Source organism: Citrobacter sp. On2M, from assembly GCF_018035235.1.
Taxonomy (GTDB): Bacteria; Pseudomonadota; Gammaproteobacteria; order Enterobacterales; family Enterobacteriaceae; genus Citrobacter; species Citrobacter meridianamericanus.
This window is the reverse complement of sequence record NZ_WPCV01000007.1, coordinates 15,472-37,327: the sequence shown is the minus strand read 5'-3', so window position 1 is coordinate 37,327 and position 21,856 is coordinate 15,472. Positions and strand designations below refer to the sequence as shown.

Annotated in this window: 17 protein-coding genes, 4 tRNA genes, 1 rRNA gene and 1 pseudogene; 17 read left to right on the top strand and 6 right to left on the bottom strand. The window is 51.3% G+C overall.

Annotation, left to right across the window (positions count from 1 at the left end):
* The 3 genes from rrf (at position 1) to birA (ending at position 2,288) form a co-directional block, all read left to right on the top strand.
* A 5S ribosomal RNA gene (gene rrf / locus On2M_RS22765) occupies positions 1 to 115 on the top strand.
* A 185-nt stretch (positions 116 to 300) separates the two neighbouring features.
* Positions 301 to 1,329: a UDP-N-acetylmuramate dehydrogenase gene (murB, locus tag On2M_RS22760; RefSeq protein ID WP_151220039.1), complete on the top strand. Its 1,029-nt coding sequence runs from the start codon at positions 301 to 303 to the stop codon at positions 1,327 to 1,329.
* Positions 1,326 to 2,288 (top strand): bifunctional biotin--[acetyl-CoA-carboxylase] ligase/biotin operon repressor BirA, encoded by a 963-nt coding sequence (gene birA, locus On2M_RS22755; protein WP_151220040.1) that lies wholly within the window; start codon positions 1,326 to 1,328, stop codon positions 2,286 to 2,288. The genes murB and birA overlap by 4 nt, the downstream gene beginning before the upstream one ends.
* A 32-nt stretch (positions 2,289 to 2,320) precedes the next feature.
* Here the strand turns inward: birA and coaA are convergent, their stop codons facing one another.
* Both coaA and On2M_RS24335 read right to left on the bottom strand, forming a co-directional pair.
* Positions 2,321 to 3,271 (bottom strand): type I pantothenate kinase, encoded by a 951-nt coding sequence (gene coaA / locus On2M_RS22750; protein ID WP_003031107.1) that lies wholly within the window; start codon positions 3,269 to 3,271, stop codon positions 2,321 to 2,323.
* Positions 3,272 to 3,573: 302 nt separating this feature from the next.
* A pseudogene (locus tag On2M_RS24335) lies at positions 3,574 to 3,642 on the bottom strand (hypothetical protein); the annotation flags it as partial.
* Positions 3,643 to 3,661: 19 nt separating this feature from the next.
* On the opposite strand from On2M_RS24335, the gene On2M_RS22745 reads away from it, so the two are divergent.
* The 13 genes from On2M_RS22745 (at position 3,662) to rpoC (ending at position 17,852) form a co-directional block, all read left to right on the top strand.
* A tRNA-Thr gene (locus On2M_RS22745) sits at positions 3,662 to 3,737 on the top strand.
* Between the two features lie 8 nt (positions 3,738 to 3,745).
* A tRNA-Tyr gene (locus On2M_RS22740) sits at positions 3,746 to 3,830 on the top strand.
* Between the two features lie 114 nt (positions 3,831 to 3,944).
* A tRNA-Gly gene (locus On2M_RS22735) sits at positions 3,945 to 4,019 on the top strand.
* 5 nt (positions 4,020 to 4,024) lie between these two features.
* Positions 4,025 to 4,100 (top strand) — tRNA-Thr (locus tag On2M_RS22730).
* A gap of 118 nt (positions 4,101 to 4,218) precedes the next feature.
* Positions 4,219 to 5,403: an elongation factor Tu gene (gene tuf / locus On2M_RS22725; protein WP_003031109.1), complete on the top strand. Its 1,185-nt coding sequence runs from the start codon at positions 4,219 to 4,221 to the stop codon at positions 5,401 to 5,403.
* A 230-nt stretch (positions 5,404 to 5,633) separates the two neighbouring features.
* Positions 5,634 to 6,017, top strand: a complete 384-nt coding sequence (gene secE, locus On2M_RS22720; protein WP_003033128.1) for a preprotein translocase subunit SecE — start codon at positions 5,634 to 5,636, stop codon at positions 6,015 to 6,017.
* A gap of 1 nt (position 6,018) precedes the next feature.
* Complete coding sequence (nusG, locus tag On2M_RS22715) at positions 6,019 to 6,564, top strand: transcription termination/antitermination protein NusG (RefSeq protein WP_003033125.1); 546 nt, start codon at positions 6,019 to 6,021, stop codon at positions 6,562 to 6,564.
* A 155-nt stretch (positions 6,565 to 6,719) separates the two neighbouring features.
* Complete coding sequence (rplK, locus tag On2M_RS22710; RefSeq protein WP_003033122.1) at positions 6,720 to 7,148, top strand: 50S ribosomal protein L11; 429 nt, start codon at positions 6,720 to 6,722, stop codon at positions 7,146 to 7,148.
* Positions 7,149 to 7,151: 3 nt separating this feature from the next.
* Positions 7,152 to 7,859 carry a 50S ribosomal protein L1 gene (rplA, locus tag On2M_RS22705; protein WP_005132897.1) on the top strand — a complete coding sequence of 236 codons (708 nt, stop codon included), beginning with the start codon at positions 7,152 to 7,154 and terminating at the stop codon, positions 7,857 to 7,859.
* A gap of 414 nt (positions 7,860 to 8,273) precedes the next feature.
* Positions 8,274 to 8,771, top strand: coding sequence for a 50S ribosomal protein L10 (gene rplJ, locus On2M_RS22700; RefSeq protein ID WP_005132895.1), 498 nt, complete (start codon positions 8,274 to 8,276; stop codon positions 8,769 to 8,771).
* 66 nt (positions 8,772 to 8,837) lie between these two features.
* Complete coding sequence (gene rplL / locus On2M_RS22695; RefSeq protein ID WP_000028882.1) at positions 8,838 to 9,203, top strand: 50S ribosomal protein L7/L12; 366 nt, start codon at positions 8,838 to 8,840, stop codon at positions 9,201 to 9,203.
* Positions 9,204 to 9,523: 320 nt separating this feature from the next.
* Entirely contained in the window at positions 9,524 to 13,552 is a 4,029-nt protein-coding gene (gene rpoB, locus On2M_RS22690; protein WP_003033111.1) for a DNA-directed RNA polymerase subunit beta, read from the top strand.
* Positions 13,553 to 13,628: 76 nt separating this feature from the next.
* Positions 13,629 to 17,852, top strand: a complete 4,224-nt coding sequence (rpoC, locus tag On2M_RS22685) for a DNA-directed RNA polymerase subunit beta' (RefSeq protein ID WP_006688360.1) — start codon at positions 13,629 to 13,631, stop codon at positions 17,850 to 17,852.
* A gap of 52 nt (positions 17,853 to 17,904) precedes the next feature.
* Here the strand turns inward: rpoC and On2M_RS22680 are convergent, their stop codons facing one another.
* Entirely contained in the window at positions 17,905 to 18,222 is a 318-nt protein-coding gene (locus On2M_RS22680) for a PTS lactose/cellobiose transporter subunit IIA (RefSeq protein ID WP_151218800.1), read from the bottom strand.
* Positions 18,223 to 18,226: 4 nt separating this feature from the next.
* Positions 18,227 to 18,532 carry a PTS sugar transporter subunit IIB gene (locus On2M_RS22675; protein WP_151218799.1) on the bottom strand — a complete coding sequence of 102 codons (306 nt, stop codon included), beginning with the start codon at positions 18,530 to 18,532 and terminating at the stop codon, positions 18,227 to 18,229.
* 1,091 nt (positions 18,533 to 19,623) lie between these two features.
* Between On2M_RS22675 and On2M_RS22670 the strand changes: the two genes are divergently transcribed.
* On the top strand, positions 19,624 to 19,836 hold the full coding sequence (locus tag On2M_RS22670; protein ID WP_016155304.1) for an RNA chaperone/antiterminator CspA: 213 nt from the start codon (positions 19,624 to 19,626) through the stop codon (positions 19,834 to 19,836).
* Between the two features lie 118 nt (positions 19,837 to 19,954).
* Here the strand turns inward: On2M_RS22670 and thiH are convergent, their stop codons facing one another.
* Both thiH and thiG read right to left on the bottom strand, forming a co-directional pair.
* Positions 19,955 to 21,088, bottom strand: coding sequence for a 2-iminoacetate synthase ThiH (thiH, locus tag On2M_RS22665; RefSeq protein WP_151225101.1), 1,134 nt, complete (start codon positions 21,086 to 21,088; stop codon positions 19,955 to 19,957).
* The gene (gene thiG / locus On2M_RS22660) at positions 21,085 to 21,855 is read right to left on the bottom strand and encodes a thiazole synthase (protein ID WP_210905491.1); all 771 of its coding nucleotides are present in this window, start codon (positions 21,853 to 21,855) and stop codon (positions 21,085 to 21,087) included. The genes thiH and thiG overlap by 4 nt, the downstream gene beginning before the upstream one ends.
* Position 21,856 lies beyond the last annotated feature (1 nt).

Here is a 21,856-nt window from a genome sequence, read left to right as displayed (position 1 = left end):
CTGGCGGCTGTAGCGCGGTGGTCCCACCTGACCCCATGCCGAACTCAGAAGTGAAACGCCGTAGCGCCGATGGTAGTGTGGGGTCTCCCCATGCGAGAGTAGGGAACTGCCAGGCATCAAATAAAGTGAAGAAGCCCATCCTGCCGGATGGGCTTTTTTGCGTCTGTGCGCCGTGAAATCCGCCGGCTGCGGCGCAGCGCGTGCCATCGGGTGCAAAGCAACACCCTGAGCCTCCATAACACAAGCCATCCTGCGGTATATGCGGTAAACTAAGCGCGATTTTGCATCAGGAAAGCGTCTATGAATCACTCCCTTAAAGCCTGGAACACCTTCGGCATTGACCAGTCTGCCAACGAGATTGTTTGTGCTGAAAATGAGCAACAACTGTTGAACGCCTGGCATGCTGCCAATGCATCACATCATCCGGTACTGATTCTGGGTGAGGGGAGTAACGTCCTGTTTCTTGATACTTTCCATGGCACGGTGATCGTCAACCGTATCAAAGGTATCGAGGTTACAGAGAAGCCTGACGCATGGTATCTACACGTAGGCGCGGGTGAAAACTGGCATCAGCTGGTACGTTATGCTCTGGAGCACAACATGCCTGGCCTCGAAAATCTGGCGATGATCCCTGGTTGCGTTGGTTCATCCCCCATCCAAAATATTGGTGCCTATGGCGTGGAACTGCAGCGCGTCTGCGAATATGTGGACTGCGTAGAGCTTTCGACCGGCAAACATCTGCGTGTCAGCGCTGCAGAATGCCGATTTGGTTACCGTGACAGCATCTTCAAACATGAGTACCAGGATCGTTTCGCGATTGTAGCCGTTGGGCTGCGTTTAGCTAAACATTGGCAGCCTGTTCTCACTTACGGTGACCTGACACGTCTTGACTCTGCAACGGTAACGCCTCAGCAGGTTTTTGATTCTGTTTGCCATATGCGCACCACAAAGCTGCCCGATCCAAAAGTAAACGGTAATGCGGGGAGTTTCTTTAAAAATCCGGTTGTCAGCGCAGATATTGCACAGGATCTTCTGGCTAAATTCCCGACGGCACCTCATTACCCGCAAGCTGATGGCTCTGTGAAACTGGCTGCTGGCTGGCTTATTGATCAATGCCAGCTGAAAGGTATGCGCATTGGCGGCGCAGCGGTACACCAGCAGCAAGCACTAGTGCTGATCAATGCAGACCATGCTACGAGTCAGGATGTGGTGCAACTTGCGCATCACGTACGCCAAAAAGTCGGTGAGAAATTCAACGTCTGGCTCGAACCGGAAGTCCGGTTTATCGGCCCGCAAGGTGAGGTTAATGCCGTGGAGATCGTTGCATGAAGGATAATACTGTCCCCCTGACGCTTATTTCATTATTAGCCGATGGCGAATTTCACTCCGGTGAGCAACTCGGTGAAAAGCTGGGGATGAGCCGTGCGGCAATCAATAAACATGTCCAGACGCTACGTGACTGGGGTGTTGATGTATTTACTGTCCCTGGTAAAGGATATAGCTTACCTGAACCTATCCAGCTATTAGATTCATCACTTATTCATTCTCAGTTGGATGGTGGAAATATTACCGTCCTGCCGGTTATCGACTCAACCAATCAGTACCTGATGGATCGGATTAGCCAACTTGAGTCAGGAGATGCCTGCGTCGCTGAATATCAGCAGGCCGGGCGTGGTCGCAGGGGACGCAAATGGTTCTCTCCCTTTGGTGCTAACCTATACCTCTCGATGTTCTGGCGGCTGGAGCAAGGTCCGGCTGCTGCAATTGGCCTGAGCCTGGTGATTGGTATTGTCATGGCTGAGGTTTTACGCGATCTGGGTGCGGATAAAGTACGTGTTAAATGGCCGAACGATCTCTATTTGCTCGACCGTAAGCTGGCAGGGATCCTGGTAGAACTCACCGGTAAGACGGGGGATGCCGCGCAGATTGTTATTGGCGCGGGTATTAACATGTCCATGCGTCGGGTTGAAGAGAATGTGGTTAATCAAGGCTGGATTAACCTACAGGAAGCGGGTATTAATATTGACCGTAATACTCTGGCTGCCCGACTGATCCGCGAGCTGCGTGCTGCGTTGGTACTGTTTGAGCAAGAGGGGTTAGCGCCATATCTGTCCCGCTGGAAGGCACTGGATAACTTTATCGACCGTCCCGTTAAACTCATTATTGGTGATAAAGAAATATTTGGTATATCGCGTGGAATAGATGCGCAGGGTGCATTGCTGCTTGAACAAAATGGCGTGGTAAAACCCTGGATGGGCGGGGAAATATCGCTTAGAAGCGCTGAATAATAAGAAGGGGAGCTCAGGCTCCCCTTTTTTATTTATTTACGCAGCCTGACTTGCTCAACGGCATGATTGGCGCTTTTGGTCATAATCAAGCTGGCTCGCTCACGCGTTGGCAATATGTTTTGTTTTAAATTCAACCAGTTAATTTCTTTCCACAGTGATGTAGCCGTGTTGATGGCCTCATCTTCTGACAATTTCGCATAGTTATGGAAATAAGAGTCTGGGTTGGTGAATGCCCCTTCGCGGAATTTCAGGAAGCGATTGATATACCATGTCTGGAGTAATTCTTCTGGCGCATCAACATAAATAGAAAAGTCGACAAAATCAGAAACAAATACATGATGCGGATCGTGAGGGTAGTCCATGCCGCTTTGTAATACATTGAGTCCTTCGAGTATTAATATATCGGGCTGGGCAACGGTTTTGTCGCCATCAGGGATCACATCATAGATCAGATGAGAATAAACCGGCGCCGTAACGTTGGGAACGCCAGACTTCAGATCGGAAACGAATTTAACCAGCCGGTGCATATCATAGGACTGCGGAAAGCCTTTCTTCTTCATAAGGCCGCGATCTTTCAGCACCTGGTTAGGATGAAGAAAACCGTCTGTTGTAATCAGCTCAACCTTACGATGCTCGGGCCAGCGACTGAGCAGCGCCTGCAACACGCGTGCAGTCGTACTTTTGCCAACAGCGACACTGCCAGCAATGCTAATGATATAAGGAATACGCTCGCCGTTGGTGCCTAAAAATTGCTCCAGCACCGCCTGACGCCGCAGGTTCGAACTGATGTAAAAATTTAGCAAACGCGATAGAGGCAAATAAATCTCGGCAACTTCTTCCAGCGATAAGTCTTCGTTTATGCCTTTCAAACGAGCAATTTCTTCCTCGGTCAGGGTCATCGGCACGGAATCACGAAGCGCAGCCCACTGGTTGCGATCAAACTGTAGATAAGGCGACGTTAACGCTTGCTCTTTTATACTCATACGCATGGTCTGGCTGCCATTGCTCTATCAGGTTTGCGGTAAAAAACGAAATCGTCCCCGGTCCGCAATGGCATGCACATTTCAGTTAATTTGGACAATGGGCAGGAGGGTAACACCAGATGAGGGGGAATAATAAGAAAAAATCATCCCCTGAAACGCAATGTGACGGCTATTCCAGATGTATAAAGATGCGCTTTCTCTCTATTGATAACCGCATGTCGGAGCAAAATACCCCTCTGGGAGGGGGCCTGGCGTTGGAAATTTGTTCAACCCAAAGAGAAAATAGATTATTTATCGGTCGTATAGTGCAAAATGTGAGCGATAGAACATTTTATGCAATTTTTTAGTTGCATGAGTGCGCATGTCTCCATAAAATGCGCGCTACTTGATGCCGACTTAGCTCAGTAGGTAGAGCAACTGACTTGTAATCAGTAGGTCACCAGTTCGATTCCGGTAGTCGGCACCATCAAGTCCGGTGGGGTTCCCGAGCGGCCAAAGGGAGCAGACTGTAAATCTGCCGTCACAGACTTCGAAGGTTCGAATCCTTCCCCCACCACCACTTTCTGGCAGCGTTAATGCCGCCTGAGTTGGTTAAAAAATTAACCAGCTCGAACAGAAAAGAGAGCAATCTCTTTTTTGTTACAGAAAGAACTGGGTAGCCGAGTTTCAGGATGCGGGCATCGTATAATGGCTATTACCTCAGCCTTCCAAGCTGATGATGCGGGTTCGATTCCCGCTGCCCGCTCCAGACGTGCTGATATGGCTCAGTTGGTAGAGCGCACCCTTGGTAAGGGTGAGGTCCCCAGTTCGACTCTGGGTATCAGCACCACTTCACTTCTCCTTCCCGTTTCTCTCTGTTTACTTTTAAAAGCATTCAACAGCTCAGGTATATTGCCTGGTTGATGTGGTGATATCACCGATTTATCCGTGTCTTAGAGGGACAATCGATGTCTAAAGAAAAATTTGAACGTACTAAACCGCACGTTAACGTCGGTACTATCGGCCACGTTGACCATGGTAAAACAACGCTGACCGCTGCAATCACTACCGTACTGGCTAAAACCTACGGCGGTGCTGCGCGTGCATTCGACCAGATCGATAACGCGCCGGAAGAAAAAGCTCGTGGTATCACCATCAACACTTCTCACGTTGAATATGACACCCCGACTCGCCACTACGCACACGTAGACTGCCCGGGCCACGCCGACTATGTTAAAAACATGATCACCGGTGCTGCGCAGATGGACGGCGCGATCCTGGTTGTTGCTGCGACTGACGGCCCGATGCCGCAGACTCGTGAGCACATCCTGCTGGGTCGTCAGGTAGGCGTTCCGTACATCATCGTGTTCCTGAACAAATGCGACATGGTTGATGACGAAGAGCTGCTGGAACTGGTAGAAATGGAAGTTCGTGAACTTCTGTCTCAGTACGATTTCCCGGGCGACGACACGCCGATCGTTCGTGGTTCTGCTCTGAAAGCGCTGGAAGGCGAAGCAGAGTGGGAAGCGAAAATCATCGAACTGGCTGGCTTCCTGGATTCTTACATCCCAGAACCAGAACGTGCTATCGATAAGCCGTTCCTGCTGCCAATCGAAGACGTATTCTCCATCTCCGGTCGTGGTACCGTTGTTACCGGTCGTGTAGAGCGCGGTATCATCAAAGTTGGTGAAGAAGTTGAAATCGTTGGTATCAAAGAGACTGCCAAGTCTACCTGTACTGGCGTTGAAATGTTCCGCAAACTGCTGGACGAAGGCCGTGCTGGTGAGAACGTTGGTGTTCTGCTGCGTGGTATCAAACGTGAAGAAATCGAACGTGGTCAGGTACTGGCTAAGCCGGGCTCTATCAAGCCGCACACCAAGTTCGAATCTGAAGTGTACATTCTGTCCAAAGACGAAGGCGGCCGTCATACTCCGTTCTTCAAAGGCTACCGTCCGCAGTTCTACTTCCGTACTACTGACGTGACTGGTACCATCGAACTGCCGGAAGGCGTTGAGATGGTAATGCCGGGCGACAACATCAAAATGGTTGTTACCCTGATCCACCCAATCGCGATGGACGACGGTCTGCGTTTCGCAATCCGTGAAGGCGGCCGTACTGTTGGTGCGGGCGTTGTTGCCAAAGTAATGAGCTAATTGCCGAATAACATTTGACGCAATGCGCAATAAAAGGGCATCATTTGATGCCCTTTTTGCACGCTTTCACACCAGAACCTGGCTCATCAGTGATTTTTTTTGTCATAATCATTGCTGAGACAGGCTCTGAAGAGGGCGTTTAGTCCGAAACGCACCAGAGCATTTCGGTTTGGATCGCCTCGCTTACGCGGGGTGAAAATGTTTGTAGAATACTTCTGACAGGTTGGTTTATGAGTGCGAATACCGAAGCTCAAGGAAGCGGGCGCGGCCTGGAAGCGATGAAGTGGGTTGTTGTCGCTGTATTGCTGCTTGTAGCTATCGTTGGCAACTACCTCTATCGTGACATGATGCTGCCGCTGCGTGCGCTGGCCGTAGTGATTCTGATTGCCGCAGCGGGTGGTGTCGCGCTGTTGACAACAAAAGGTAAAGCGACCGTTGCTTTTGCCCGTGAAGCGAGAACCGAAGTCCGTAAGGTCATTTGGCCAACTCGCCAGGAAACATTGCACACCACATTAATTGTGGCTGCGGTTACCGCAGTAATGTCACTGATCCTGTGGGGACTGGATGGTATTCTGGTTCGCCTGGTATCCTTTATCACTGGCCTGAGGTTCTAAGATGTCTGAAGCCCCTAAAAAGCGCTGGTACGTCGTTCAGGCGTTTTCCGGTTTTGAAGGCCGCGTAGCCACGTCGCTGCGCGAATATATCAAGTTACAAAATATGGAAGAGCTTTTTGGCGAAGTCATGGTGCCGACCGAAGAAGTGGTTGAAATCCGTGGTGGCCAGCGTCGCAAGAGCGAACGTAAATTCTTCCCGGGCTATGTACTGGTCCAGATGGTGATGAATGATGCAAGCTGGCACCTGGTGCGCAGCGTGCCGCGTGTGATGGGCTTTATCGGCGGTACATCTGATCGTCCGGCGCCGATCAGCGACAAAGAAGTTGATGCGATCATGAACCGTCTGCAGCAGGTTGGCGATAAGCCGCGTCCGAAAACGATGTTTGAGCCAGGTGAAATGGTTCGTGTTAGCGACGGTCCGTTTGCTGACTTTAACGGCGTCGTTGAAGAAGTGGACTACGAGAAGTCTCGTCTGAAAGTTTCCGTATCTATCTTCGGTCGTGCGACTCCGGTTGAACTGGACTTCGCGCAGGTTGAAAAAGCCTAATACGCCGATCAAAAAAGCGACGATTTAATCGTTGCACAAGGCGCGAGATTGGAATACAATTTCGCGCCTTTTGTTTTTATGGATCCTATCCGTAAAACGAATTTAATCACGGGGAGCCTCTTCGAGGCGCTATAACCCAATCAGAGGAATTTAGAATGGCTAAGAAAGTCCAAGCCTATGTCAAGCTGCAGGTTGCAGCTGGTATGGCTAACCCGAGTCCGCCGGTAGGTCCAGCACTGGGTCAACAAGGCGTGAACATCATGGAATTCTGCAAAGCGTTCAACGCTAAGACTGACTCCATGGAAAAAGGTCTGCCGATTCCGGTTGTTATTACCGTTTACGCTGACCGTTCTTTCACTTTCGTTACCAAAACGCCTCCGGCAGCAGTTCTGCTGAAGAAAGCGGCTGGTATCAAGTCTGGTTCCGGCAAGCCGAACAAAGACAAAGTGGGTAAAATTTCCCGCGCTCAGCTGCAGGAAATCGCGCAGACCAAAGCTGCCGACATGACTGGTTCCGACATTGAAGCGATGACTCGCTCCATTGAAGGTACTGCACGTTCCATGGGCCTGGTAGTGGAGGACTAAGAAATGGCTAAACTGACCAAGCGCATGTCCGTGATCCGTGACAAAGTTGATGCTACTAAACAGTACGACATCAACGAAGCTATCGCTCTGCTGAAAGAGCTGGCCACTGCTAAATTCGTAGAAAGCGTGGACGTTGCTGTTAACCTCGGCATCGACGCTCGTAAATCTGACCAGAACGTACGTGGTGCAACTGTACTGCCGCACGGTACTGGCCGTTCCGTTCGCGTAGCCGTATTTACCCAGGGCGCAAACGCTGAAGCTGCTAAAGCTGCAGGCGCTGAGCTGGTAGGTATGGAAGATCTGGCTGACCAGATCAAGAAAGGCGAAATGAACTTTGACGTTGTTATTGCTTCTCCGGATGCAATGCGCGTTGTTGGCCAGCTGGGTCAGGTTCTGGGTCCGCGCGGCCTGATGCCAAACCCGAAAGTTGGTACTGTAACCCCTAACGTTGCTGAAGCGGTTAAGAACGCTAAAGCGGGTCAGGTTCGTTACCGTAACGACAAAAACGGCATCATCCACACCACCATCGGTAAAGTGGATTTTGACGCTGACAAACTGAAAGAAAACCTGGAAGCTCTGCTGGTTGCGCTGAAAAAAGCAAAACCGACTCAGGCAAAAGGCGTGTACATCAAGAAAGTTAGCATCTCCACCACCATGGGTGCTGGTGTTGCCGTTGATCAGTCCGGTCTGACTGCGACTGTGGCGAACTAATATTCGCCTTTACGTGGGCGGTGATTTTGTCTACAATCTTACCCCCACGTTTCTGCTAATTGCAGACGTATATCCGAGATATTCAGGCTGTGGCAAGGCGACAACTGAGTGAATCGCCAGTCACATAGTTAACTATGTGACTGGTGTGAACGAAGACAGTCAACGCCGCCACAGATTGAATAACGACAGATAGACAAGATTTGTTCGTTGGAGCCTGGCCTATCCAGGCCTCCGTCGAAGACCGCAGGTGTTTCGTCAGAAACTTAATGCCCTGCGTAGACGGTGACAGAACGCTAAGATTATTTCTGATACTCTGGCTTGTTTCTGCTCACCGTATTTAGACGCTCTCTCCGTTGGGGAGAGTGAAGTGAGTTCCGGAACATGGGTTCCGGCAAACATCCAGGAGCAAAGCTAATGGCTTTAAATCTTCAAGACAAACAAGCGATTGTTGCTGAAGTCAGCGAAGTAGCCAAAGGCGCGCTGTCTGCAGTAGTTGCGGATTCCCGTGGCGTAACTGTAGATAAAATGACTGAACTGCGTAAAGCAGGTCGTGAAGCTGGCGTATACATGCGTGTTGTTCGTAACACCCTGCTGCGCCGCGTCGTTGAAGGTACTCAGTTTGAGTGCCTGAAAGACACGTTTGTTGGTCCGACCCTGATTGCATACTCTATGGAACACCCGGGCGCTGCTGCTCGTCTGTTCAAAGAGTTCGCGAAAGCGAATGCAAAATTTGAGGTCAAAGCCGCAGCCTTTGAAGGTGAGTTGATCACGGCATCGAACATCGATCGCCTGGCAACCCTGCCGACCTACGAAGAAGCAATTGCACGCCTGATGGCAACCATGAAAGAAGCTTCGGCTGGCAAACTGGTTCGTACTCTGGCTGCTGTACGCGATGCGAAAGAAGCTGCTTAATCGCAGTTATCTTTCTCAAGCATCTGCTTACGTATAAACTTATTCTGATTTTCAGGAACAATTTAAATGTCTATCACTAAAGATCAAATCATTGAAGCAGTATCCGCTATGTCCGTAATGGACGTTGTAGAACTGATTTCTGCAATGGAAGAAAAATTCGGTGTTTCCGCTGCTGCTGCTGTAGCTGTAGCTGCTGGCCCGGCTGAAGCTGCTGAAGAAAAAACTGAATTCGACGTAATTCTGAAAGCTGCTGGCGCTAACAAAGTTGCTGTTATCAAAGCAGTACGTGGCGCAACTGGCCTGGGTCTGAAAGAAGCTAAAGACCTGGTAGAATCTGCACCGGCTGCGCTGAAAGAAGGCGTGAGCAAAGACGACGCAGAAGCACTGAAAAAATCTCTGGAAGAAGCTGGCGCTGAAGTTGAAGTTAAATAAGCCAACTTTTCTGGTTGCAGCCTAAGAAATTAGGCTGATGGCTGGTGACTTTTTAGTCACCAGCCTTTTTGCGCTGTAAGGCGCCAGTAGCATTTCACACTGTTTGACTACTGTTGTGCCTTTCAATGCTTGTTTCTATCGACGTCTTAATATACTGCGACAGAGCGTCCGTTCTGTGTAAATCGCAATGAAATGGTTTAAGCGTGATAGCAACAGGCATTGCGGAAAGTATTCGATTTTCCGGTCAACAAAATAGTGTTGCACAAACTGTCCCTTCGTCGGACAGATGGGTCGACTTGTCAGCGAGCTGAGGAACCCTAATGGTTTACTCCTATACCGAGAAAAAACGTATTCGTAAGGATTTTGGTAAACGTCCACAAGTACTGGACATACCTTATCTCCTTTCTATCCAGCTTGACTCGTTTCAGAAGTTCATCGAGCAAGATCCTGAAGGGCAGTATGGTCTGGAAGCAGCCTTCCGTTCCGTTTTCCCGATTCAGAGCTATAGCGGTAATTCCGAGCTGCAATACGTCAGCTACCGCCTTGGCGAACCGGTGTTTGACGTTCAGGAATGTCAGATCCGTGGCGTGACCTATTCCGCACCGCTGCGCGTAAAACTGCGTCTGGTGATCTACGAGCGCGAAGCGCCGGAAGGCACCGTAAAAGACATTAAAGAACAAGAAGTCTACATGGGCGAAATTCCGCTCATGACTGACAACGGTACCTTTGTTATCAACGGTACTGAGCGTGTTATCGTTTCTCAGCTGCACCGTAGTCCTGGCGTCTTCTTTGACTCCGACAAAGGTAAAACCCACTCTTCGGGTAAAGTGCTGTATAACGCGCGCATCATTCCTTACCGTGGTTCCTGGCTGGACTTCGAATTCGATCCGAAGGACAACCTGTTCGTACGTATTGACCGTCGCCGTAAACTGCCTGCGACCATCATTCTGCGTGCGCTGAACTACACCACTGAGCAGATCCTTGATCTGTTCTTTGAGAAAGTTGTTTTCGAAATTCGTGACAACAAGCTGCAGATGGAACTGGTGCCGGAACGCCTGCGTGGTGAAACCGCCTCCTTTGACATCGAAGCTAATGGCAAAGTCTACGTCGAAAAAGGCCGTCGCATCACTGCGCGCCACATTCGCCAACTGGAAAAAGACGATATCAAACATATCGAAGTTCCGGTTGAATACATTGCTGGTAAAGTTGCGGCTAAAGACTACGTTGACGAATCTACTGGCGAGCTGATCTGCGCAGCTAACATGGAGCTGAGCCTGGATCTGCTGGCTAAGCTGAGCCAGTCTGGCCACAAACGTATCGAAACGCTGTTCACTAACGATCTGGACCACGGTCCGTACATTTCTGAAACTGTACGCGTCGACCCAACCAACGATCGTCTGAGCGCGCTGGTAGAAATCTACCGCATGATGCGCCCTGGTGAGCCGCCGACTCGTGAAGCTGCTGAAAGCCTGTTTGAGAACCTGTTCTTCTCCGAAGACCGCTATGACCTGTCTGCGGTTGGTCGTATGAAGTTCAACCGTTCTCTGCTGCGCGACGAAATCGAAGGTTCCGGTATCCTGAGCAAAGACGACATCATCGAAGTGATGAAGAAGCTCATCGATATCCGTAACGGTAAAGGCGAAGTCGATGATATCGACCACCTCGGCAACCGTCGTATCCGTTCCGTAGGCGAAATGGCGGAAAACCAATTCCGCGTTGGCCTGGTGCGTGTTGAGCGTGCGGTGAAAGAGCGTCTGTCTCTGGGCGATCTGGATACCCTGATGCCTCAGGATATGATCAACGCCAAGCCGATTTCTGCAGCAGTGAAAGAGTTCTTTGGTTCCAGCCAGCTGTCTCAGTTTATGGACCAGAACAACCCGCTGTCTGAGATTACGCACAAACGTCGTATCTCTGCACTCGGCCCAGGCGGCTTGACGCGTGAACGCGCAGGCTTCGAAGTTCGAGACGTACACCCGACTCACTATGGTCGCGTATGTCCAATCGAAACGCCTGAAGGTCCGAACATCGGTCTGATCAACTCCCTGTCCGTGTATGCACAGACTAACGAATACGGCTTCCTCGAGACTCCGTACCGTAAAGTGACCGACGGTGTTGTAACTGACGAAATTCATTACCTGTCTGCTATCGAAGAAGGCAACTACGTTATCGCTCAGGCGAACTCCAACCTGGATGACGAAGGCCACTTTGTAGAAGATTTGGTTACCTGCCGTAGCAAAGGCGAATCCAGCTTGTTCAGCCGTGACCAGGTTGACTACATGGACGTATCCACCCAGCAGGTGGTATCCGTCGGTGCGTCCCTGATCCCGTTCCTGGAACACGATGACGCCAACCGTGCATTGATGGGTGCGAACATGCAACGTCAGGCGGTTCCGACTCTGCGAGCTGATAAGCCGCTGGTTGGTACCGGTATGGAACGTGCTGTTGCCGTTGACTCCGGTGTTACTGCAGTTGCTAAACGTGGCGGTACTGTTCAGTACGTGGATGCTTCCCGTATCGTTATCAAAGTTAACGAAGACGAGATGTACCCGGGCGAAGCAGGTATCGACATTTATAACCTGACCAAATACACCCGTTCTAACCAGAACACCTGTATCAACCAGATGCCTTGCGTATCTCTGGGCGAGCCGGTTGAACGTGGTGATGTGCTGGCAGACGGTCCATCCACCGACCTCGGTGAACTGGCGCTGGGTCAGAACATGCGCGTGGCATTCATGCCATGGAATGGTTATAACTTCGAAGACTCCATCCTCGTATCCGAGCGTGTTGTCCAGGAAGACCGTTTCACCACCATCCACATCCAGGAACTGGCATGTGTGTCTCGTGACACCAAGCTGGGGCCGGAAGAGATCACCGCTGACATCCCGAACGTAGGTGAAGCTGCGCTCTCCAAACTGGATGAATCCGGTATCGTTTATATCGGTGCGGAAGTGACCGGTGGCGACATTCTGGTTGGTAAGGTAACGCCGAAAGGTGAAACCCAACTGACGCCAGAAGAGAAGCTGCTGCGTGCGATCTTCGGTGAGAAAGCGTCTGACGTTAAAGACTCTTCTCTGCGCGTGCCAAACGGTGTTTCCGGTACGATTATCGACGTTCAGGTCTTTACTCGCGATGGCGTAGAAAAAGATAAACGTGCGCTGGAAATCGAAGAGATGCAGCTGAAGCAGGCGAAAAAAGACCTGTCTGAAGAACTGCAGATCCTCGAAGCTGGCCTGTTCAGCCGTATCTACGCTGTGCTGGTTTCCGGTGGTGTTGAAGCAGAGAAGCTCGACAAACTGCCGCGTGACCGCTGGTTAGAACTCGGCCTGACCGACGAAGAGAAACAGAATCAGCTGGAACAGCTGGCTGAACAGTACGACGAACTGAAGCACGAGTTTGAGAAAAAACTCGAAGCGAAACGCCGTAAAATCACTCAGGGCGACGATCTGGCACCGGGCGTGCTGAAGATTGTTAAGGTTTATCTGGCGGTTAAACGTCGGATCCAGCCTGGTGATAAGATGGCAGGTCGTCACGGTAACAAGGGTGTTATCTCTAAGATCAACCCGATCGAAGATATGCCACACGATGCTAACGGTACACCGGTAGATATCGTACTGAACCCGCTGGGCGTACCATCGCGTATGAACATCGGTCAGATCCTTGAAACCCACCTGGGTATGGCTGCGAAAGGTATTGGCGATAAGATCAACGCCATGCTGAAACAGCAGCAAGAAGTCGCGAAACTGCGCGAATTCATCCAGCGTGCTTACGATCTGGGTTCAGATGTTCGTCAGAAAGTTGACCTGAATACCTTCAGCGATGAAGAAGTTCTGCGTCTGGCTGAAAACCTGAAAAAAGGTATGCCGATCGCAACGCCGGTATTCGACGGTGCGAAAGAGTCTGAAATCAAGGAACTGTTACAGCTGGGTGGCCTGCCAACTTCTGGTCAGATCACACTGTTCGACGGTCGTACCGGTGAGCAGTTCGAGCGCCAGGTTACCGTTGGCTACATGTATATGCTGAAACTGAACCACCTGGTTGATGACAAAATGCATGCGCGTTCTACCGGTTCTTACAGCCTGGTTACTCAGCAGCCGCTGGGTGGTAAGGCGCAGTTCGGTGGTCAGCGCTTCGGGGAGATGGAAGTGTGGGCGCTTGAAGCATACGGCGCGGCATACACCCTGCAGGAAATGCTCACCGTTAAGTCTGATGACGTGAACGGTCGTACTAAGATGTATAAAAACATCGTGGACGGCAACCATCAGATGGAACCAGGCATGCCGGAATCCTTCAACGTACTGTTGAAAGAGATTCGTTCGCTGGGTATCAACATCGAGCTGGAAGACGAGTAACTCTCGATCAAACAGGTCACTGGTGCTGGCGTAACTGCCAGCGCCAGATTGTGCTAACTCCGACGGGAGCAAATCCGTGAAAGATTTATTAAAGTTTCTGAAAGCGCAGACTAAAACCGAAGAGTTTGATGCGATCAAAATTGCTCTGGCCTCGCCAGACATGATCCGTTCATGGTCTTTCGGTGAAGTTAAGAAGCCGGAAACCATCAACTACCGTACGTTCAAACCTGAACGTGACGGCCTTTTCTGCGCCCGTATCTTTGGGCCAGTAAAAGACTATGAGTGCCTGTGCGGTAAGTACAAGCGCCTGAAACACCGTGGTGTGATCTGTGAGAAGTGCGGCGTTGAAGTGACCCAGACTAAAGTACGCCGTGAGCGTATGGGCCACATTGAGCTGGCGTCTCCGACCGCTCACATTTGGTTCCTGAAATCTCTGCCGTCCCGTATCGGTTTGCTGCTCGATATGCCGCTGCGTGATATCGAACGCGTACTGTACTTCGAATCTTATGTGGTTATCGAAGGCGGTATGACTAACCTGGAACGTCAACAGATCCTGACTGAAGAGCAGTATCTGGACGCGCTGGAAGAGTTCGGTGACGAATTCGACGCGAAGATGGGTGCGGAAGCAATCCAGGCCCTGCTGAAGAGCATGGATCTGGAGCAAGAGTGTGAAACTCTGCGCGAAGAGCTGAACGAAACCAACTCCGAAACCAAGCGTAAGAAGCTGACCAAGCGTATCAAACTGCTGGAAGCCTTCGTACAGTCTGGCAACAAGCCAGAGTGGATGATCCTGACCGTTCTGCCGGTTCTGCCGCCAGATCTGCGTCCGCTGGTTCCGCTGGATGGTGGTCGTTTCGCGACTTCTGACCTGAACGATCTGTATCGTCGCGTCATTAACCGTAACAACCGTCTGAAGCGCCTGCTGGATCTGGCTGCGCCAGATATCATCGTACGCAACGAAAAACGTATGCTGCAGGAAGCGGTCGATGCCCTGCTGGATAACGGTCGTCGCGGTCGTGCGATCACCGGTTCTAACAAACGTCCTCTGAAATCTTTGGCCGACATGATCAAAGGTAAACAGGGTCGTTTCCGTCAGAACCTGCTCGGTAAGCGTGTTGACTACTCCGGTCGTTCTGTAATCACCGTAGGTCCATACCTGCGTCTGCATCAGTGCGGTCTGCCGAAGAAAATGGCACTGGAACTGTTCAAACCGTTTATTTACGGCAAGTTGGAACTGCGTGGCCTCGCCACCACCATCAAAGCCGCGAAGAAAATGGTTGAGCGTGAAGAAGCTGTCGTTTGGGATATCCTGGACGAAGTTATCCGCGAACACCCGGTACTGTTGAACCGTGCGCCAACCCTGCACCGTCTGGGTATCCAGGCATTTGAACCGGTACTGATCGAAGGTAAAGCTATCCAGCTGCACCCGCTGGTTTGTGCGGCATATAACGCCGACTTCGATGGTGACCAGATGGCTGTTCACGTACCGCTGACGCTGGAAGCCCAGCTCGAAGCGCGTGCGCTGATGATGTCTACCAACAACATCCTGTCTCCGGCGAACGGCGAACCTATCATCGTTCCGTCTCAGGACGTTGTATTGGGTCTGTACTACATGACCCGTGACTGTGTTAACGCTAAAGGCGAAGGCATGGTGCTGACTGGCCCGAAAGAAGCTGAGCGTATTTATCGCGCTGGCCTGGCCTCTCTGCATGCGCGCGTTAAAGTGCGTATCACTGAATATGAAAAAGATGAAAACGGCGAATTCGTTGCGCACACCAGCCTGAAAGACACGACCATTGGTCGCGCCATTCTGTGGATGATCGTACCGAAAGGTCTGCCTTTCTCCATCGTCAACCAGGCGCTGGGCAAGAAAGCAATCTCCAAAATGCTGAACACCTGTTACCGCATTCTGGGCCTGAAGCCGACCGTTATCTTCGCTGACCAGACAATGTATACCGGTTTTGCTTATGCAGCGCGTTCCGGTGCATCTGTTGGTATTGATGACATGGTCATCCCAGAGAAGAAACACGAGATCATCTCTGAAGCGGAAGCTGAAGTTGCTGAGATCCAGGAGCAGTTCCAGTCTGGTCTGGTAACCGCAGGCGAACGCTATAACAAAGTTATCGATATCTGGGCGGCGGCGAACGATCGTGTATCCAAAGCGATGATGGATAACCTGCAAACCGAAACCGTGATTAACCGTGACGGCGTAGAAGAGCAGCAGGTTTCCTTCAACAGCATCTACATGATGGCTGACTCCGGTGCGCGTGGTTCTGCAGCACAGATTCGTCAGCTGGCTGGTATGCGTGGTCTGATGGCGAAGCCAGATGGCTCCATCATCGAAACGCCAATCACCGCGAACTTCCGTGAAGGTCTGAACGTACTCCAGTACTTCATCTCTACTCACGGTGCGCGTAAAGGTCTGGCGGATACCGCACTGAAAACAGCGAACTCCGGTTATCTGACTCGTCGTCTGGTTGACGTCGCGCAGGACCTGGTAGTTACTGAAGACGATTGCGGCACGCTGGAAGGCATCACCATGACCCCGGTTATCGAGGGTGGTGACGTTAAAGAACCGCTGCGCGATCGCGTTCTGGGTCGTGTGACTGCTGAAGACGTTCTGAAGCCGGGTACGGCGGACATTCTGGTTCCACGCAACACGCTGCTGCACGAACAGTGGTGTGACCTGTTGGAAGAGAACTCCGTTGACTCCGTCAAAGTACGTTCCGTTGTATCCTGTGACACCGACTTTGGTGTGTGTGCGCACTGCTACGGTCGTGACCTGGCGCGTGGCCACATCATCAACAAAGGTGAAGCGATCGGCGTTATCGCGGCACAGTCCATCGGTGAACCGGGTACACAGCTGACGATGCGTACGTTCCACATCGGTGGTGCGGCATCCCGTGCGGCTGCTGAATCCAGCATCCAGGTGAAAAACAAAGGTAGCATCCGTCTGAGCAATGCGAAGTCGGTTGTTAACTCCAGCGGTAAACTGGTTATCACCTCACGTAACACCGAACTGAAACTGATCGACGAATTCGGCCGTACCAAAGAAAGCTATAAAGTGCCTTACGGCTCCGTTATGGCGAAGGGTGATGGCGAACAGGTTGCTGGCGGCGAAACCGTAGCAAACTGGGATCCGCACACCATGCCGGTTATCACCGAAGTGAGTGGCTTCGTCCGCTTCACTGACATGATCGACGGCCAGACCATTACTCGTCAGACCGACGAGCTGACCGGTCTGTCTTCTCTGGTGGTTCTGGATTCTGCAGAGCGTACTGCGGGTGGTAAAGACCTGCGTCCGGCACTGAAAATTGTTGATGCTCAGGGCAACGACGTTCTGATCCCTGGCACCGATATGCCGGCTCAGTACTTCCTGCCGGGTAAAGCGATTGTTCAGCTGGAAGATGGCGTTCAGATCAGCTCTGGTGACACCCTGGCGCGTGTACCGCAGGAATCCGGCGGTACCAAGGATATCACTGGTGGTCTGCCGCGCGTTGCGGACTTGTTCGAAGCCCGTCGTCCGAAAGAGCCGGCAATCCTGGCTGAAATCAGCGGTATCATTTCCTTCGGTAAAGAAACCAAAGGGAAACGTCGTCTGGTTATCACCCCGGTAGACGGTAGCGAACCGTACGAAGAGATGATTCCGAAATGGCGTCAGCTCAACGTGTTCGAAGGTGAACGTGTAGAACGTGGTGACGTGGTTTCCGACGGTCCGGAAGCGCCGCACGACATCCTGCGTCTGCGTGGTGTGCATGCTGTAACTCGTTACATCGTTAACGAAGTTCAGGACGTATACCGTCTGCAGGGCGTTAAGATTAACGATAAACACATTGAAGTTATCGTTCGTCAGATGCTGCGTAAAGCCACCATCGAAAGCGCTGGTAGCTCCGACTTCCTGGAAGGCGAGCAGGTTGAATACTCCCGCGTCAAGATTGCCAACCGCGATCTGGAAGCGAACGGCAAAGTGGGTGCAACGTTCTCCCGCGATCTGCTGGGTATCACCAAAGCGTCTCTGGCAACCGAGTCCTTCATCTCTGCAGCATCGTTCCAGGAAACCACGCGTGTCCTGACCGAAGCCGCTGTTGCAGGTAAACGTGATGAACTGCGTGGTCTGAAAGAGAACGTCATCGTGGGTCGTCTGATCCCGGCAGGTACCGGTTACGCGTACCACCAGGATCGTATGCGCCGTCGCGCAGCGGGCGAACTGCCAGCTGCTCCGCAGGTGACTGCTGAAGATGCGTCTGCCAGCCTGGCAGAACTGCTGAACGCAGGCCTGGGCGGTTCTGACAACGATTAATCGTTGCTGACCATAATAAAAAAACCCGCTTCGGCGGGTTTTTTTATGTCTGTTAACTGGCTGGCGGTAACCGCCGATACAGCTCAATCATATCGCCCGCCAAATCCTGAATCACCATCGCGTTCATCAGATGGTCCTGCGAATGGACGGTAATAAGATTAACCGGTAGCTTGCCGGTACCTTCGTCAATTCCGATCAGCTGGGTCTGGATTTTATGCGCTTGCTTAACGTACTCGCGTGATTCTGTCATCGCTTGTTCTGCCCCAGCGAAATCACCTTTACGCGCCAGTTGCAGCGCTGTCAGGGCCTGACTGCGTGCAGCGCCGGCATTTACCAATAATTCCATGATGATTGTTTCTAACTCTTCCATGCCATCACTCCAGTAGTTTCAGCGCCTTGTCCAGTACGGCATCGCCTTTCATCATGCCGTAATCCATCATATCGATGACGGCGACCTTTTTTCCCAGCGGGTCGGCGAGCGTCTGCAGCTTGGCCTGCTCATACTTAACTTGTGGACCGAGCAACACGATATCCGCAGTGGCGATATTCTCTTCAAACTCAGCCACCGGCACTGCTTTAATAGTGACGTCGACCCCTCTTTTCTGGGCGGCGTCTTTCATCCTTTGCACCAGCATGCTGGTGGACATTCCGGCGGCACAGCATAAAACGATGTTTTTCATAAGCAGTCTCGATCAACATGTGTGGGTTGATAATTATCGCGAGCCAGCGGTAGCAACAACTGCTTTGCAGCAATTGTGTGCAAGGCATCACAAAGAAAAGTGCTTTTTCTGAAACCGGTTACAGGAAGAGATAAAACCCTACGTTCTGGACCAAGGCCAGTGGCTTTTGATTCGCTTATCCCATGCGGGAATATATAATTACTGTCAATAAAGACATGTTATAAAAAACAGTATTGACAGTGTTTTTTAAACCCGTATGTTAATACTTAACAGCGGAGAAATTGTAGTTTGCTGTTAACGTAGCAAGTGTTAGTAGAGTTTTATTGGGGGTTGCGATAAAGGCCACGAAGTATTTTTGTATGGGATAGTCGACGCTGAAAACGTTTTTTTTCACTTCGACAATGCTTTCAGGCCACGTAGTTGATTTATCTAATCGCAAAAAATGAGTAAAACGCGACGATGTAACGCCATGTTTTAATAGTAAATGTTTGCGATTTCTTTTTTTCTGGTTATCGCAAAGGGAAATAAGGCAACGCATCAAAGAGTATATGTCGCGAGGGGAAGTGTACTTGTTTAGGTCACCAGCCTTGAGTTCTATTATCAAGTGGGTGGAATGTGTATAACGGTAAATAGAGGACGGTTTTAGTTAGTATCAATATCCAATATTATCTGTAGTAAACGTGTACATTTTAAAGTAGTACCATCAGCAGTATTAAATTGTTAAGTTTATTAATGTTAAATCTGAAGTGTGTAGTAACTTAAAGCCCTGACTGCAATGGTCAGGGCTTTTGTTCGTTGTAGATCAATCTGTTATCCGGGATGCCCAACCGTGAGGGTTTAACATTTCACTACTTAATGAGTATTAAAAAAATTAATGCTTGCTTAATGATTAGAAGTAGGTCTACTATAGCGACATCGGTTTGGTACACAGACCTTATGTAAGCAGTTTTAGTAAAGCAGTTCTCAGTTCAAGCGTTATCCTCAGATACTCTTCTTCATGAGCCTCCTCCCTAAGTGCCCCATAAGTTAATTTCTGCAAAACAGGCCATCTTCGCTGCATAAGCGGCTCAAAAAAATGAAAGGAAGTATCTATGTCTAACAAAATGACTGGTTTAGTAAAATGGTTTAACTCTGAGAAAGGTTTCGGCTTCATCACTCCTCAGGACGGTAGTAAGGATGTGTTTGTACATTTCTCCGCTATCCAGAGTAACGATTTTAAAACGTTAGACGAAGGTCAAAAAGTGGAGTTCTCCGTGGAGAATGGCGCTAAAGGCCCGTCTGCTGTTAACGTTGTCGCGCTGTAATTGCCGATAATTTCACGAACGCTTACGATAGCGATGAAGGCCAGAGCCTGAGCAGTTAAGTGCAAGTGAAGAAAAACCCGCGAAAGCGGGTTTTTTCGTTTATGTGATAGCGTTGGACTTAGAGCATCTGTGCAGCGCGTCCCAGATAGCTATCCCAGTCTTTCCACACGGGCTGTAATCCCTGCGCCATCAGTGCTTCAGCCACGGCTTCCGGGCGACGAGCATCATGCGGGGAGAACTGTTCCAGTTCGGGGTGGTTATCGGCATAACCACCGGGCTGGGTTTTTGAGAAGGCGCTGACGTTGTTGATCGCCAATGGAATCACATGGTCACGAAACCATGGCGATTCGCGGGTTGAGAGCGAAAGCTCAATTTCTGGCGCCAGTAAACGAAATGCGCAAATGGTCTGGACCAACTGTCGCTCGTCCATGATCGATGCGGGCTCAACGCCTCCGGTGCATGGGCGCAAGCGCGGGAACGAGATGGAGTAGCGACTCTGCCAGTAATGCTGCTGCATCCACAGCAGATGTTCAGCCACCATGTAGCAATCGACTCGCCAACTGTCGGACAAACCAATTAATGCGCCAAGACCGATTTTGTCGATCCCTGCGCGGCCCAGCCTGTCCGGCGTTTCCAGCCGCCAGAAGAAGTCCTGCTTTTTACCCTTCAGATGGTGGCGGGCGTAAATACCCTCATGATAGCTCTCCTGATACACCATCACGCCATCCAGCCCCAACCTCTTCAGCTCCACATATTCAGCCTCTGACAGCGGCTGTACTTCCATCTGTAATGAGGCAAACTGGCGGCGAATAGCGGGTAAGTGGCGACGAAAATAGTCCATCCCGACTTTTGCCTGATGTTCACCGGTGACCAGCAACAGGTGCTCAAAACCCATCTCACGAATAGCCGTGCACTCACGGGCAATTTCTACTGCATCCAGCGTTTTGCGTTTGATACGGTTGCTCATCGAAAAACCGCAGTAGGTGCAGTCGTTGGCGCAGAGATTCGAAAGATACAGCGGAACGTAAAAGCTCACGGTGTTGCCAAAGCGCTGGCGGGTGAGTTTCTGCGCCCGCTGCGCCAGCGGCTCCAGATAGTCGGCGGCGGCGGGGGAGAGCAGTGCCATCAAATCATCGCGATTAAGCTGCGAAGCGTTGAGGGCGCGTTCCACGTCGGCGGCGGTTTTCCCGTTGATACGCAGACGGATGTCGTCCCAGTCAAGCTGTCGCCAACGGTCGGTGAAGGTTTTCATGCGAAGGCCTCCAGGAATCCCGTTAACGGGCTGGTGGCGCTTGCCTGCAAACTTTTGCTTCCGGGTACCGCCTGGCGCGCCAGAAGGCCCGCTTCAACTGCCAGACGAAAGGCAGTGGCCATCATGACTGGATCATCCGCCACGGCGATTGCCGTGTTGACCAGCACCGCGTCGGCGCCCATTTCCAGCGCTTGTGTGGCGTGGCTGGGCACGCCGATCCCGGCGTCGACCACCACCGGCACGGTAGCCTGCTGGATAATAATCTCCAGCATCGCTTTGGTTGCCAGCCCTTGATTTGAACCGATGGGTGCGCCGAGCGGCATCACCGCCGCGCAGCCCACTTCTTCCAGCCGCTTGCACAGTACCGGATCCGCACCGCAGTAAGGCAGCACCACAAAGCCCTGTTTCACTAGCGCTTCGGCAGCTTTTAGCGTTTCAATCGGATCCGGCAATAGCCAGCGGGCATCCGGGTGGATTTCTAATTTCAGCCAGTTTGTGCCCAGCGCTTCACGCGCCAGTTGGGCGGCGAAAATAGCTTCTTCAGCGGTTTTCGCTCCGGAGGTGTTAGGCAGCAGCGTCACGCCCGCGTCGATAAGTGGGGCCAGAATGGCATCGTTATGCTGGCGCAAATCCACGCGCTTCATCGCCAGCGTCACCAGCTGGCTGCCGGAGGCGCGAATCGCCTCGACCATCAGCTGTGATGAGGCAAATTTTCCGGTACCGGTGAACAGATGTGAATCAAACGTTTTGTCGGCAATACGTAACATA